Origin of the sequence: Niastella yeongjuensis, from assembly GCF_900110245.1 — a bacterium.
GTDB lineage: Bacteria > Bacteroidota > Bacteroidia > Chitinophagales > Chitinophagaceae > Niastella > Niastella yeongjuensis.
On sequence record NZ_FOCZ01000005.1, the window covers coordinates 589,703 to 604,520 of the forward strand.

Genomic DNA, 14,818 nt, shown 5'->3' on the forward strand with positions numbered 1-14,818 from the left:
TCTGAGTTCAAAGTTTAAAGTTTAAAGCCGTAAGCGAATAGATATTTGCTTACGGCTTTTGGCTTATAGCTTATTGCTGTATTATAAATAACTCAACCACCACTGACTATGGCTGCTTTTGTAATTATTATACCAGCGGCATAAAGGGTATAAGATCAGTATCACAAGTGCCCAAATGAGATAAACTACGCCCAAACTATAACCAAATTGTATAGGCCTGAAAAAGAACGGCGATGGGCTAACAATATCTTTGGCTCCATAACCGGAAGCATAAAAGGCAATCACTGTTAAGATATGAATCAGGTAAAGATGCAGCACATAGTAAAAGAATGGCACCCGCCCAAACACTTTCACAAAGCTGGCAAAGCGGTTCTGTACATTTTCGAGCAAAGCAAGCGCAACCAGCGCTGGTCCCAGGGTAATACAGGTATACATTAAAGAAGGAGGATACTTGTGTACGTTCATGAACGACAGGAAGCTGGCCATAGCGGTTTTCTGTGGCGTCCAGGATAATGGATTGCCATAATCATTCATTAAGCGCAAGGCCACAAACAACACGATCAATCCCAGCCCTATGCCTACCAGTGCCTGTTGTCTTTTATGCGAATCAACAGTAGGTGCAAATAATTTACCGGCACAATACCCCAAGAACATAATGCCCGCCCAGGGAGCAAAAGCATAAGCAATAACCAGTGTATGACCGGGCGCAAAAGTATAGGTATCGAACCGTCCATCGTGCAATAGATCCCAAAAGAAAGGCACCGTATGGTTATGGGCTGCTTCGGGAAAATCGAGCAGATTATGTCCCAGTACAATCAAAGCGCCCAACGCAAAAATAACCCCATAGGGCAACCGTACTGCCAGTCCCAGCATCACCATGCTGATGCCAATGGCCCAGATTACCTGGAATATGATGGTATTATAGAGTGGGTTAAACGTCCAGCCAAATGAGATCAGCACCACTTCGATCAGGATCAGCCAGAGCCCCCGCTTTAATAAAAAACTACTGAGGGCGGACTTTGTTTTCCGCAGCCCTACCAGGTAAGAGGAGGTTCCTGCCAGGAACACAAATGTGGGCGCACAAAAATGCGTAATAAAGCGGGTGAAAAATAAGATGGGTGTGGTGGTGGCAGGATCGAGCGGATCGTGCTGGAATGCATCGGCATGAAAATAGTCCCGCACGTGGTCCAACGCCATGATGATCATCACAATGCCGCGTAATACGTCAATAGATTGTACCCGCTTTTTTACTGCAGTTAGCTGGTCCATACTGGCTATATTAATTAAGGGATTTCTGTTAAGGTACAAATAATCCGGGAAAACAGCTGTAAGCCGTAAGCTGAGCCAGTCGCGATCAACTCAAAATTCAGGATACAGATTTTTAGTCGCAAGAACGCTAACTCCCCCAACTCCGCCAGCTGGCGGAGTTGGGGGGCGCAAAAAAAGCGGCTTCCGACTTGTCGGAGGCCGCTGACTCATCCGCTTTTGTGCGAATGATTGTTTTAACTTAACCACAGCGATTGAAGGCAGAGTTGTGCAACCTTCGGATATAGTAATTCAAAAAATAGTGCCAGTTGTGCCTGATAACTTAAATAAAATGTTAAAGACCCGACCCGCGAATATTATTCAGTGCCTGAAAATCATCTTTTAACTTATTATAAAGACCTGCATACACTTTATAATATTGCTGATACCGGGCATGCAGTGTCACATTGGGGTTATATTGTTGTTGAATGTGGAAAATCCGGGTCGTTTCATTGGGTTGCATAATACCCAATGCCTGAAAACCCAGAATAGCCGCGCCAACAGAAGAAGCATCATCGCTGTTGATCAAATTGATCTCTTTGCCAAAAAGATCGGTTAACCATTGTAGCCACAATGGGGAGTTGATAAAACCACCGCTGGCATAGATGTGTTGTATGGTGCCCACCGTTTCCTGTACCGACGCGGCTACCTGGTACAGCGCATAATTGATGCCCTCTATAATGGCCCGCATAAAATGCGCCTGGGTATGGCCGCTATGTACGCCAATAAATACGCCTTTGGCGGTGGCATCCCATACCGGTGCGCGTTCACCCAAAATATAGGGTAGAAAAAGAAGGCCATCGGCACCAGCTGGTACCTGATCTGCCTGCTGCACAAACCAGCTTAAGTCGCCCCCGCTTGAAAACGGTTTCTTTAAAAAATGTTCTGTATACCATTTCAATAATACCACGCCATTGTTGATGGCCCCGCCGGATACATACAACTCATCGGTTAGTATATAATTGAAGATGCGCTCCTGCTTATCATATGCCGGTTTACTGGCTATCATCCGTACGGCGCCACTGGTACCAATGGTTACCGACAAGTCACCGGGCCGGGTGGCATTGCTGCCGAGGTTGGCCAGGCAGCCATCACTGGCGCCAATGACAAAAGGAATAGCTACATCGATGCCCAATTGCTTTGCATATTTGGCTTCCAGTCCTTTTATAATATAGTTGGGAGATACAGGTTCTGATAATTGGTCGCTGTTGATTCCAGCGGCCTGTAACGCGGGGGCATACCAGGTCTTTGTATAAATATCAAACAGCCCGGTGGCCGAAGCAATGGAATGATCTACCAGGTACTGGTTAAAAAACCGGTAAAAGATAAACTCCTTGATAGAAACGAACTTATGCGTAACTGCAAAAATATGCGACTGGTTATTGCGCAACCACATGATCTTGCACAAGGGTGACATGGGGTGAACCGGTGTGCCGGTATGGCGATAGATATCTTTATCGGCGGGTGATTGTTTTAAGGCTTCGGCATATTCCACACTGCGGGCATCGGCCCAGGTAATTACATTGGTAAGGGGTTCACCATTGACATCCACTGCAATCAGGCTGTGCATGGCCGCGCTGAAACTGATCCCCGCTATGTTACCCGAAACTCCTTTTACCACCTGTTCAATACAGGTCATAACGGCATTGAACAGCGTTTCGGGGTCCAGCTCATGATAGCCGGGCGCCCCTATCAGCGGATTATACGACACATACGCGTTACCGGTAACACTTCCCGAAGAGGTAAAAGCAATGGCTTTGGTGCCTGATGTTCCTATATCAACGCCTATGATAACATGCATATGACTTGCCGGATTTTACCGGTAAGTTAAAAGATTTTTCGCACGGTGGGTATATAAAACAGATGGCATATAAAAAAGCGGGCCGTCAGCCAACTGGCGAACGACCCGTCAATTCTTATTTGGTGCGCAATCTAAAAGCCTAGATCATTTCTTTCAGCTTCTCTACTACAAAATCGATCTCTTCTTTGGTATTATGTTTACTGAAGGAGAAACGTACGGTTACCTGGTTGGGATTGTTATTGATAGCCCGGATAACATGCGACCCCTGGTCGGCCCCACTGGTGCAGGCACTGCCGCCGCTAACGCAAATATTATTCATATCCAGGTTAAACAGGATCATCTCCGATTTCTCTGTCTTGGGGAAGGAAACGCTCAGCACAGTGTACAGGCTGCGGCCTAAGGTGTCGCCATTGAAAGTAACTCCGCGTACTACGCTTTTCACCTTTTCCATCATATATATTTTCAATCCCTTTATGTAGCTGCTGTGTTCTTCAAATTGGGCAGTAGCCAGCTCCAGCGCTTTGGCAAACCCTACAATACCATACAGGTTTTCGGTTCCGGCCCGCATATTGCGTTCCTGTGCACCGCCATGGATGTATGGTTTTATTTTTACATTTTCATTGATATAAAGGATACCCACGCCTTTTGGCCCATGGAACTTATGGCCGGCACCGGTGATGAAATGTACGGGCGTATTGCGCAGATCGAAGGGGAAGTGCCCTACCGTTTGCACGGTATCTGAATGGAATATGGCGCCATACATTTTGCACAGGTTGCCTACCGCATGCAGATCGAGCATATTGCCTATTTCATTATTGGCATGCATCAGGGTTACCAGGCATTTCTCACTGCTGTTGGCCAGCAGGCGCTCCAAATCTTCCATATCAACATGGCCATTGGGCAACAGCTTTACCTCGCTTAAAGCCGCTTCACCACTGTGAAACACGTGTTCAACTGTATGAGAAGTAGCGTGGTGCTCTATAGGCGAAGTAATTATATGCCGGCAGCCCAGGTCGCGGATAGCTGCGGTGATGGCCGTATTGGAACTTTCCGTTCCGCCAGAGGTAAAGAAGATCTCGGCCGGATGGGCATTCAGGATTTTCGCTACCGTCTTACGGGCAGTTTCAATCGCCAGACGGCTTTCACGTCCGTAAGAATAAATGGAAGATGGATTACCAAACTTATCGGTAAAATAGGGCATCATGGCTTCCAGCACCACCGGATCGAGTGAGGTGGTAGCTGCATTATCAAAATAAATACGCGCAGACTGGTTCGACATGTAGTATATATTAAAATAAAAATGCTCCGCCGGAGCGGAGCAAAATTGAATAAAATATTTTTTAATAAGACTGATTTACACCCACCCTATCAAAAACACGTATTAAGCAGAAATTGTTTAACAATTCACCGGGTTCGCCTGATATTTTTCAATGGAAAAGGCGGTCCGTTAAATTATTTATACCGCTTAATAAACCCCTGATCTACTCGACTTTACATAAATTCTTTAATGTCGTGCATTAACCGGAGCGCAATGTTGTTAGCAGTGGTTTCAAAACTGCTTTCCGCATAGATCCGGATAATAGGCTCTGTGTTGGAGGTACGCAGATGAACCCAGTCACTGTCGAATTCTATCTTTAAACCATCCTCGGTATTGATGGGCTGGTTCTTGTATTTTACTTTTATCTTCTCGAAGATCTCTTTTACATCGATGCTGGTTTGCAGCTCGATTTTGTTCTTCGAGATGAAATAATCAGGGTAACGCGCCCGGAAGGAGCGGATACCATTTTTATGGGTAGCCAGTGAACTCAGGAATAAACCAATGCCAATGAGCGCATCGCGGCCATAGTGGAGGTCAGGAACAATGATGCCACCGTTGCCTTCACCGCCTATTACGGCTTCCATTTCCTTCATTTTATTTACCACATTCACTTCGCCCACAGCAGAAGGATAATATTGACCGCCATGTTTAATGGTGATCTCTTTCAGGGCCTTGGTGCTGCTCATATTGCTCACCGTATTGCCTACCTTTTTGCTAAGCACATAGTCGGCCACGGCTACCAGTGTATATTCTTCGCCAAACATGCTGCCATCTTCACAAACAAAACACAGGCGGTCCACATCAGGGTCTACCGCAATACCAATGTCAGCTTTATGCTTGCGTACAGCAGCGCTTAATTCGGTTAAGTTTTCCGGTAATGGCTCGGGATTGTGCGCAAACTTACCGGTGATCTCTTCATTCAGCACAATCACCTCTTCAACACCCAATGCTTTTAACAATGGGGGAATAGCGAGTGCCCCGGTTGAATTCACCACATCTACGACCACTTTGTAATTTTTCAGGCGAATGCTTTCTACATCAACCAGTGGATAGTTTACAATAGTATCGATGTGTTTTTGAATGTAAGTATCGTTCACGGAGTATGAACCCAGCTTGTCAACAGCAACGAAATTAAAATCTTCGTTTGCTGCTTTTTCAAGCACCAGTGCGCCATCGGCAGCACTGATGAATTCGCCGTGTTCATTCAACAGCTTTAATGCATTCCATTCTTTGGGGTTATGACTGGCAGTAATGATAATACCACCGGCAGCTTTTTCCCACACCACTGCCAATTCAACAGTAGGCGTGGTTGAGAGCCCGATATCAACCACATCTATGCCCAGCCCCGTTAGTGTACTCACTACCAGTTGCTGCACCATAGCGCCGCTGATACGGCCATCACGGCCGATAACAATCTTATTGCCTGAACCTTTTTCAAGCATCCAACTACCAAAGGCTGCAGAAAATTTTACCACATCAAGGGGAGTGAGATTTTCTCCGGTTTTACCTCCGATCGTTCCACGAATGCCCGATATACTTTTAATCAATGCCACAATAAACAGGGTTTATACAAAAATAATTACAAATTTGAAAGCAAATCACAACGTATTTTACAGGGTTGGAGATTAAGAAAAGTGAAGATAAGCGAAAATTAAAGACATTTAAGATATGAAGGACAACATGTGGAAAACAATGAATAAAAATCACCTTTTCAATTAATTATGGGTTAAATTTCACATGTAATAAACGCCTGTTGTCTATATAATCCACTACATCTGCCTCGTAATTTATTGAATTACTCCCCTACTTTTGCTTAAATTTTCTGCCTTCATGTTCAACAGCAGCACCTGGTTTAAGGAGTGGTTCAATTCTCCTTACTACCATAAATTATATTTTGAACACGATGAAAAAGAAGCATCGGCATTTATTTCCAGACTGCTGAATAAATTAAACCCACCCGACAACGCCCGGTTGCTCGATGTTGCCTGCGGTCGTGGCCGTCATTCAAAATTACTGGCTGCACATGGTTTCGACGTTACCGGCATAGACCTGGCCCCCGCCAGCATTGCCATTGCCAAAGCACAGGAAAACAGCCACCTGCATTTTTATGAACATGATATGCGGCTGCCCTTCTGGATAAATTACTTCGACTACGCTTTTAACTTCTTCACCAGCTTTGGTTATTTCAGAACCGAACGCGAACACTACAACGCCATCAGGACCATTGCCAACGCCCTAAAACCGCAAGGCACTGTTGTGATCGATTTCCTGAACGTTCACTATGCAGAAGACCACCTGGTGCACAAACAGGAAAAAGTGATCGATAACGTTACTTACTACCTTACCAAATGGTACGATGAAACGCATTTTTACAAGAAGATAGAAATTGAAGATGAGGCACTGGATGCCCCATTGGAGTTTACCGAACGGGTTGTCAAATTCTCGCTGGGCGATTTCAACGACATGTTCGCCTATTATCACCTGCAACTAAAAGAAGTATATGGCGATTACAACCTCCATGCGTACGATGTAAAAACTTCTCCCCGCATGATCATGATAGCAGAAAAGAAAAGCTGATAATTACTTACCAGCTTTCTTATTATTGAACAACATATATTTCGCTGTTTCATACAATGCGTCTGTCAGCACACCCATGTCATGCATAATGGCAGCATGTGCAGCATCGTTAGGAACGGGATCATTGTTGATGATGGAAACCAGTTCTTCTTTTTTAGTCACCAGTTGCTTGCGGTATAAATACTCCCCTTTTACCACACCCGTCATGCTGTTATCGGGGTCAAAAACGAAAGCAAAACCCATAGTGGCAGAATCAAGCAGGTCTTTACCCAGCGTGGCGTTTCTGTAGGCAATATTACTCAGTCCGGCAATGGTTGGTAATACATCAACCTGTGAGCTGATGGTGTGAATCCGTTGCGGTGCGAGCATACCGGGAGCAAAGAACAACAAAGGCACATGCATGGTATTTAACCGTTGGGCCGTCCAGGCATGGGGGAATAATGCGTCGGCATTACCAGGAATACCATGGTCGCCCACAAAAACAAACACCGTGTTATTGAAATACTTTTCCTTGCGGGCCGCTTCCATGAATTTGCGATAACCAAAATCAGTATACCGGAAGGCGTTCATCTCCTCGTTCGATTCAAACCCGTACCGGGTCAATGAATCGTGGGAATAATTTCCCTTTTTAAACTCAGCCTGGTCTTCTTCCGGTATCGTATAGGGGCGGTGGTTGTCTGCGGTTTGAATAATGGCAAAGAAAGGTTTCTCCTGTTTGGCCAGTACTTTATTGGCTTCCAGGAACAGGTTCTTATCACTGATGCCCCACACATCTACCTTCTTTGCCGAATAATCGTCCTGCTCATATAAATGAAGGCTGTCGATGTTATTGGTGAGCACCCCGCGGATGTTGGCCCAGCTGGTGCTGCCCCCCAGAAAATAGAACTTCTGGTAGTCATTGAAGTTGTTGATGATGGTATGTTGATCTACCATGCCCGGATTACGGCTCGCCGTTTTAGGCATTTCCACATCGGGTATACCGGTAATGGTTGCCCATACGCCCCGGGCAGTTCCATAAGTAGGCGTAAAACAGCGGTCGAACAAAATACCCTGGCGGCATAAACTGTCAAAGAAGGGCGTAGTGTTCAGCGGATTGCCAAACATGCTGCTCTTATAGGCGCTGAACGATTCGCAAATCACCAGCACAATATTGGGTTTTGATGTCAGCGCACCTGGCCGTGGCGCTACCATGCGGCTAAAACTTAAAGGGTCGCTGGTGGGCGTAAAATGCAAATTGTTGCCGACAAGTGGCATTCCCTCTTTTACCTTTTGCACGTCATACGTGCTGTGTCTGAATTTCAGCGTGCTGAAAAAACTTTCAAAGGGGTTCAGTGAAACAGCCGCTTTATAGTCGCTGCCTTGTGCAAAAGCATCGCTCCAGCGTAACGGGTATTGGGAAAATTTGCCAAAAATGAAAAAACCGCACACTAAAAAACAGGCAATGAAGCCAACAATGCGGCTGCGTTTTGTACCCGTAAATGTTTGTTTACTTACCGATTTGTGTACGCGGTTAAAGAACCATATTAAAAGGGCTGCGGCCAGCAATACGCCCAGCACCATGCGCACAATGGGGTACGATTGCCAAACCATGCCCATGGAGATCTTTGCATCTTCCAGGTAATTCAGCACACTGGCATTCAGGCGCTGCTCCAGGTAGGCATAATGGGCAAAATCTACCGAAAAGAAGAAAAGGGCAAATACAACGGCAATACCGAGAATGGTCATCCAGAACTTTTTGCCCGCTTTACTGGTAAATGGATGTAATGGCGGAATACTGCCCAAAATGAGCATGGGCAGCAACAGGATGGAGATCATTCTTAAATCGTACCGGAGACCCAGGAAAAAAGCACCGCCCAATTGGCCCAGACCATAACTTTGCTGGTCACTAAGAATAAACAACCCCAGCCTCATGAGCGTGAATAAAATAAGGAAAATCAATCCAGTCCATAAGATCCACCGGATCAGTTTAGGAATATTCGACATATGTAGTGAAATAAGAAAATAAGGCTTAAAATTATAGTTTTTTATTTTTGTATTATATGATTGTTAATCCTCCCGCCTGTCTGTTAACATTTTGGCAACTAATTCAACCCGTTGATACCTGGCTGATCACTCATATTAACCAGGACTGGAGCAACTCATTTCTTGACACGGTTTTACCCTTTGTCAGGGAAACATTAACATGGGTTCCCCTGTATTTGTTCTTATTATTGTTTGTAACAACCAATTTTGGCATAAAAGGTTGGTGGTGGGTGATGGGTGTGGTATTGTGCGCCGCCGGGAGTGATCTCATCAGCAGCCAGTTAATAAAACAAACCATTTGGCGTACCCGGCCCTGCCGCGATGAAGTGCTTGGGCCTCAATTGCGATTTTTTATAAATTATTGTCCGGGCAGCTCCAGTTTTACCAGTTCCCATGCAACCAATCATTTTGCGCAGGCCACGTTCTTTTTTGCCACCTTACGCCCGGTTATGGGCAAATGGGCCAATCTTTTCTTTGTTTGGGCGTTTATTATTGCCTATACTCAGGTTTATGTAGGGGTTCATTATCCTTTTGACGTATTTTGCGGAGCGCTCCTGGGTTGCGGAATAGGGCTTGTACTAAGCAAACTATTTCATAAGCGAATAGGAATGCTTACAGTATCTTAGTTTAACCAAACCACCCGGTAAATGGAAATTTTTATATTATTGGCATTGATCTTTTTGAATGGTTTATTTGTAATGTCGGAAATAGCCCTGGTATCGGTTCGAAAAACCCGGTTGGAAAATATGGCCAATAAAGGCGATGAAACAGCCCGTAAAGCCCTTGACCTGGCCAATAACCCTGAATTGTTCTTATCGGCGGCACAGATCGGTATAACCCTTATTGCCATCCTTACGGGTGTGTACTCAGGCGAACGGTTTGGAAAATACCTGGAACCGTCTCTTCAAAGAATTGAAATAATACGGCCTTACGCCCAGCCTGTTGCCACTACCATCATTGTAATCATCGTTACTTTTCTTTCTATAGTTTTTGGCGAACTCATTCCCAAAAGGATCGGTTTGATAAAAGCCGAAAAGATCGCCCGCATTGTGGCCCTGCCGGTTTTGTATTTTTCAAAAGCCACCCACCCTTTTGTGTGGCTGTTGAATAAAACCAGCAACCTGTTCCTAAAGATCCTGAACGTAAAATCAACTGCCGACAACAACGTAACGGAAGAAGAAATTAAAGCCATCATCAGTGAAGGCACCGAACAGGGCGCTATTGAAGAAGTAGAACAGGAGATCATTGAGCGGGTATTCCACCTCAGCGATCGCAACATCACTTCTTTAATGACCCACCGCAGTGATATCATCTGGTTCGATCTGAACGATACCGAAGATTCCATTCGCGACAAGATCATCAATGATCCGCATTCGGTTTATCCCATTTGCGATAAAGACCTCGACAATATCAAAGGCATTGTCAGCTTAAAAGACCTGTACGTTACCAACGATTTCACGGCTTTTAAGTCTATCATGAAACCAGCCCTGTTTGTACCGGAGAACATTACGGCCTACCGCCTGCTGGAACGGTTTAAACAACAGCGGGTACCCTCCTGCTTTATTGTGGATGAATATGGCAGCCTGCAGGGAATGATCACCTTAAACGACATCTTAACCGCCCTGGTGGGTGAAATGCCGGAGCAGGACGATGACTATTACGAAATTGTAAAACGCAAAGACGGGTCGTACCTGGTTGATGCGCAAATACCTTTCTATAATTTCCTGAGCCATTTTTACAAAGCAGAATGGATGAGTGAAGTGGAACAGGAGTTTGATACCCTGGCGGGTTTCATCCTGCACCAGCTGGAACGCATTCCGCACATCGGCGATACCATGGAGTGGAAAGGCTTTCAATTCGAGATCATCGATATGGATGCCCAGCGGATCGACAAAGTACTGGTGACTGCGTCGGAAGAAATATTGGAGGATATGGAGGATGGTCCCGAGGAGGATGAGAGTTAGTTGGCACGTTGATGGGGTTCATAACGGGTGCGAAAATGAAGTAGGAAGTAAGAGGTAAGAGATAGGAAATAGAAAGAAAGGTTGAAATTTCGCGAATTATTTCTGCCTTCTGCCCTCTGCCTTCTGCCCTTCTGCCCTTCTGCCCTTCTTAAAACTGAAAACTTGCTTCCTTATCAGGATAGTTCAGCCTTGTACTTTTTCTGTTACCTGCAACCGTAACATGCATCAGATTCATTTGTTTATCGTATGACTCATACAGAATGGTATTCACCACGTCGATCTTTTTAGGTGCCGTGGCGGTATTATCCACTTCAAAATAACTCCATACGGCATCGTTCTCTTTTTCAAACCCAACAAAGGTCAGGGTCACCATTTTATTATCCAGCTTTAATTGCAGATGGGTTTTAATATACTCATTTACCAGCCTGTCGTTCTCTTTTTTATTGGCCGGCGCAGAAATATCTACTTTGGTATGGAATACATTCGACAGCGTTTTCTCAAAATCATCAGTAAAGATCTTACAGCTTATTTCCAGGTCTTTATCCGCGGCGTTGTAGTTCATTTCGGTAACACTTACAAACAGCGGGTGACGGGTACTGGAATCTGCCGGGTTGACTGAATGGCTTCCGCTAAAGAATGTTGAGGCCAGAAACAACCATTTATATAGGAGTATTACCATTAAACATGAAAATTTTAAGGTTACAAATCTCTTAATTATTTTAACACCTTCACGGCGCTATGCAGGATTTTACCATTTATTTTAGACTGGGAACTGACCACATTCTTACCCCCGATGCACTGGACCACATCCTGTTCGTGACCGCTTTGTGCCTGCGCTATCTGTGGCAGGACTGGAAAAAAGTGGTGGTACTGGTAACAGCTTTTACCATCGGTCATTCATTGACGCTGGCGCTGAGCGCCCTGGATTATATTCAGGTAAACGCCGGCTGGATCGAGTTTTTGATACCGCTTACCATAGCCGCCACCTGTGTAAATAACATAGTACAGCAAAAAGCGGTACAACAAAAGCGCTTACCGGTGATCTATTTTTTTGCCCTGTTCTTTGGATTAATACACGGGCTTGCTTTTGCCGGAACATTGCTGAGCCTGGAAGGCAAAGAAGGCATCATTGGCCGTTTACTGGCCTTTAATATTGGCATAGAAGCCGCACAGTTACTCATTGTGCTCATTGTGCTGCTGCTGTCATTTTTAGTAGTGCAATCACTTAAATTATCCAGAATGGTATGGTTGCGAGGTGCATCTGCCTTAATTTTGGTGATTTCACTCTTTTGGGCGTTTAAAAGATTTCCTAGCAATAAACACTACCATGATGAATCAGAAAAAACAGTTCTTGTTTCTGGCGCTTGCAGTGTCTGCACTGTGTAGCAGCGTACAGGGCCAGAACATTCAAAACAATCCGGGATCCAACCACGGGAACAAATTCGAGCAGTTGGGCACAATACTGCCTACACCCAACGAATACCGTACTGCCAGCGGTGCGCCTGGCCCTAAATACTGGCAGCAAAAGTGCGATTACGATATCAGGTGCGAACTGGACGAAACCAACCTGAAACTGACCGGCAGCGAGGCTGTTACCTATTTTAACAACTCGCCCAATACCCTTACGTATTTATGGCTACAGCTGGATGAGAACGAACACAGCTCAACCAAAAACGCCGGTTACCAGGGCAACAACACCATGCCCAAACAACTGAATGCATCGCTCGTAGACCGCTACGATGAAGGCAATTCAGACAATGGCTATGGCTGTAACATTGTAAAGATCACCGACGCACTGGGTGCGCCGCTCAAGTACACCATCAACAAAACCATGATGCGGGTTGAATTACCAACCGCATTAAAACCCGGACAAAAATTCGGCTTCAACATCAATTGGAATTACAAGATCTCCGATCGCATGACCATTGGCGGCCGCGGCGGATATGAGTTTTTCCCCGAAGATGGCAATTACCTGTTCACTATTACCCAATGGTATCCCCGGTTGTGCGTATACAGCGATTTTCAGGGCTGGCAGAACCACCAGTTCACCGGCCGTGGAGAATTTGCTTTAACCTTTGGCAACTTTAAAGTGCAAATGACCGTGCCTGCCGATCATATGGTAGGCGCTACCGGCGAATGCCAGAACTATGCACAGGTATTAACGCCCACACAAATGGCCCGTTATACCAAAGCCCAAACAGCTAAAGAACCTGTTCAGATAGTAACCCTCGACGAAGCTAAAAAAGCAGAGACCACCAAAAGCAAAACAAAGAAGACCTGGATCTTCAAAGCCGATAATGTACGCGACTTCGCCTGGACCTCTTCCCGCAAATTTGTATGGGACGCCATGCCAGCGGTTGTAGAAAGCAAAAAGGTGATGTGTATGAGCTTTTATGGCAAGGAAGCCTATGGCCTGTACAGCAAGTTCTCTACAAAGGCAGTAGCCCATACTATAAAAAGCTACAGCAAGTTCACGATCCCCTACCCTTATCCGGTAGCGCAAAGTATTGAAGCTTCCAATGGTATGGAATACCCAATGATCTGCTTCAACTATGGCCGTACCGATAAAGACGGTAATTACAGTGAAGCCACCAAATACGGTATGCTGGGTGTTATCATTCACGAAGTAGGGCACAACTTCTTCCCCATGATCATCAACAGCGATGAGCGTCAATGGAGCTGGATGGATGAAGGCCTGAACTCATTTGTTGAATACCTGACAGAAGAATTGTACGATAATAAATTCCCTATTCGCGGAAAAGGACCAGCCTGGGCCATTGTTGATTATATGAAATTGCCCAAAGATCAGCTGGAGCCTATTATGTCGAACTCAGAGAACATCATCGGTTTTGGCCCTAACGCCTATACCAAACCTGCTACCGGCCTGAACATGCTACGTGAAACCATTATGGGCCGCGAGCTGTTCGACTATGCCTTTAAGGAATATGCACGCCGCTGGGCATTTAAACACCCCGAACCAGCCGATTTCTTCCGCACTATGGAAGATGCTTCCGGAGAAGACCTGGACTGGTTCTGGCGCGGCTGGTTCTTTGGAACCGATGCCTGCGATATTGCCATCGACTCCGTGAAATACTTCAAGGCTGACCCTGCTGCTACAGTAAAAACCAGCGATGAAGTTGTTTCTAAAAAAGTAGATAAACCCATGGTTACCGCCTTTGATGACATCTCAAAACAACGTAACCGCAACGATAAGAATATCAAATTCCTGACCGATCAGGATACTACCCTGCACGATTTCTATTGGAGATACGACCGCGGGCTGGAACCTGTTGACACCTCTAATTACGAGGTGCCCGTACCAGCTATGGCCGAAGCGGTTGATGATGCCACCAAAGAAAAAATAGCCAGCAGGCATTTTTACGAATTGAGGTTAAGCAACAAAGGTGGTTTGGTTATGCCGATCATTATTGAGTGGACCTTTAAAGATGGCAGTAAAGAAGTAGACCGTATTCCTGCCCAGGTTTGGCGTCATAATGAGAAATACGTAACCAAGCTGTTCATAAAACAAAAAGAGGTGGCTTCCATTAAGCTGGACCCCATGCGTGAAACAGCCGATATCGATGATTCGAACAACTCCTGGGGCACCATGCCGACTCCTTCGAAGTTCACTATGTTCAAAGCCAAACAACAGGCGCGCGGACAATCAACCGGTATAACGCCTATGCAAAAAGCGCAAGAGAAGAAGAAAGGATTCTAGTTATAAAAGCAATAATACATCGATCGCTTCCTGTAACAACAGGGAGCGATTTTTTTTTGCGACAGACGCTGCCCTTTAATGGCAGGACTTTACAAACAGGCTGGCCACCGCTA

Annotated in this window: 11 protein-coding genes; 5 read left to right on the top strand and 6 right to left on the bottom strand. The window is 45.5% G+C overall.

Going from position 1 to position 14,818, the window contains the following annotated elements; genetic code table 11:
• Window positions 1-81: 81 nt before the first annotated feature.
• The 4 genes from BMX95_RS16425 to glmM all read right to left on the bottom strand — a co-directional run bounded on the left by BMX95_RS16425 (window position 82) and on the right by glmM (window position 5,977).
• Entirely contained in the window at window positions 82-1,269 is a 1,188-nt protein-coding gene (locus tag BMX95_RS16425; RefSeq protein ID WP_081203518.1) for an acetyltransferase domain-containing protein, read from the bottom strand.
• A 331-nt stretch (window positions 1,270-1,600) separates the two neighbouring features.
• Window positions 1,601-3,106, bottom strand: a complete 1,506-nt coding sequence (locus tag BMX95_RS16430; RefSeq protein WP_081203519.1) for a gluconokinase — start codon at window positions 3,104-3,106, stop codon at window positions 1,601-1,603.
• Window positions 3,107-3,245: 139 nt separating this feature from the next.
• Complete coding sequence (locus BMX95_RS16435; protein ID WP_081203520.1) at window positions 3,246-4,385, bottom strand: cysteine desulfurase family protein; 1,140 nt, start codon at window positions 4,383-4,385, stop codon at window positions 3,246-3,248.
• Between the two features lie 212 nt (window positions 4,386-4,597).
• The gene (glmM, locus tag BMX95_RS16445; RefSeq protein WP_081203522.1) at window positions 4,598-5,977 is read right to left on the bottom strand and encodes a phosphoglucosamine mutase; all 1,380 of its coding nucleotides are present in this window, start codon (window positions 5,975-5,977) and stop codon (window positions 4,598-4,600) included.
• Between the two features lie 277 nt (window positions 5,978-6,254).
• Here glmM and BMX95_RS16450 point away from each other — a divergent pair, with 277 nt between their 5' ends.
• On the top strand, window positions 6,255-7,001 hold the full coding sequence (locus BMX95_RS16450) for a class I SAM-dependent methyltransferase (RefSeq protein ID WP_081203523.1): 747 nt from the start codon (window positions 6,255-6,257) through the stop codon (window positions 6,999-7,001).
• Window positions 7,002-7,004: 3 nt separating this feature from the next.
• Here BMX95_RS16450 and BMX95_RS16455 read toward each other — a convergent pair whose 3' ends face one another.
• On the bottom strand, window positions 7,005-8,984 hold the full coding sequence (locus BMX95_RS16455; RefSeq protein WP_081203524.1) for an LTA synthase family protein: 1,980 nt from the start codon (window positions 8,982-8,984) through the stop codon (window positions 7,005-7,007).
• 56 nt (window positions 8,985-9,040) lie between these two features.
• Here BMX95_RS16455 and BMX95_RS16460 point away from each other — a divergent pair, with 56 nt between their 5' ends.
• Together BMX95_RS16460 and BMX95_RS16465 are read left to right on the top strand one after the other, a co-directional pair.
• A complete protein-coding gene (locus tag BMX95_RS16460; RefSeq protein ID WP_081203525.1) occupies window positions 9,041-9,649 on the top strand; it encodes a phosphatase PAP2 family protein in 609 nt (202 codons plus the stop codon).
• Between the two features lie 21 nt (window positions 9,650-9,670).
• Complete coding sequence (locus BMX95_RS16465) at window positions 9,671-10,987, top strand: hemolysin family protein (RefSeq protein WP_081203526.1); 1,317 nt, start codon at window positions 9,671-9,673, stop codon at window positions 10,985-10,987.
• Between the two features lie 148 nt (window positions 10,988-11,135).
• Here BMX95_RS16465 and BMX95_RS16470 read toward each other — a convergent pair whose 3' ends face one another.
• The gene (locus BMX95_RS16470; RefSeq protein ID WP_081203527.1) at window positions 11,136-11,666 is read right to left on the bottom strand and encodes a DUF6702 family protein; all 531 of its coding nucleotides are present in this window, start codon (window positions 11,664-11,666) and stop codon (window positions 11,136-11,138) included.
• A gap of 59 nt (window positions 11,667-11,725) precedes the next feature.
• Between BMX95_RS16470 and BMX95_RS16475 the strand changes: the two genes are divergently transcribed.
• The gene (locus BMX95_RS16475) at window positions 11,726-12,373 is read left to right on the top strand and encodes a HupE/UreJ family protein (protein WP_081203528.1); all 648 of its coding nucleotides are present in this window, start codon (window positions 11,726-11,728) and stop codon (window positions 12,371-12,373) included.
• On the top strand, window positions 12,315-14,705 hold the full coding sequence (locus BMX95_RS16480; RefSeq protein ID WP_081203529.1) for a M1 family metallopeptidase: 2,391 nt from the start codon (window positions 12,315-12,317) through the stop codon (window positions 14,703-14,705). The genes BMX95_RS16475 and BMX95_RS16480 overlap by 59 nt, the downstream gene beginning before the upstream one ends.
• The last annotated feature ends 113 nt before the right edge of the window (window positions 14,706-14,818 follow it).

What these genes read in the sequence shown, in the direction of transcription:
- BMX95_RS16425 (WP_081203518.1), bottom strand. Translation starts at nt 1,269, where the DNA reads ATGGACCAGCTAACTGCAGTAAAAAAGCGGGTACAATCTATTGACGTA.
- BMX95_RS16430 (WP_081203519.1), bottom strand. Translation starts at nt 3,106, where the DNA reads ATGCATGTTATCATAGGCGTTGATATAGGAACATCAGGCACCAAAGCC.
- BMX95_RS16435 (WP_081203520.1), bottom strand. Translation starts at nt 4,385, where the DNA reads ATGTCGAACCAGTCTGCGCGTATTTATTTTGATAATGCAGCTACCACC.
- BMX95_RS16450 (WP_081203523.1), top strand. Translation starts at nt 6,255, where the DNA reads ATGTTCAACAGCAGCACCTGGTTTAAGGAGTGGTTCAATTCTCCTTAC.
- BMX95_RS16455 (WP_081203524.1), bottom strand. Translation starts at nt 8,984, where the DNA reads ATGTCGAATATTCCTAAACTGATCCGGTGGATCTTATGGACTGGATTG.
- BMX95_RS16460 (WP_081203525.1), top strand. Translation starts at nt 9,041, where the DNA reads ATGATTGTTAATCCTCCCGCCTGTCTGTTAACATTTTGGCAACTAATT.
- BMX95_RS16465 (WP_081203526.1), top strand. Translation starts at nt 9,671, where the DNA reads ATGGAAATTTTTATATTATTGGCATTGATCTTTTTGAATGGTTTATTT.
- BMX95_RS16470 (WP_081203527.1), bottom strand. Translation starts at nt 11,666, where the DNA reads ATGGTAATACTCCTATATAAATGGTTGTTTCTGGCCTCAACATTCTTT.
- BMX95_RS16475 (WP_081203528.1), top strand. Translation starts at nt 11,726, where the DNA reads ATGCAGGATTTTACCATTTATTTTAGACTGGGAACTGACCACATTCTT.
- BMX95_RS16480 (WP_081203529.1), top strand. Translation starts at nt 12,315, where the DNA reads ATGATGAATCAGAAAAAACAGTTCTTGTTTCTGGCGCTTGCAGTGTCT.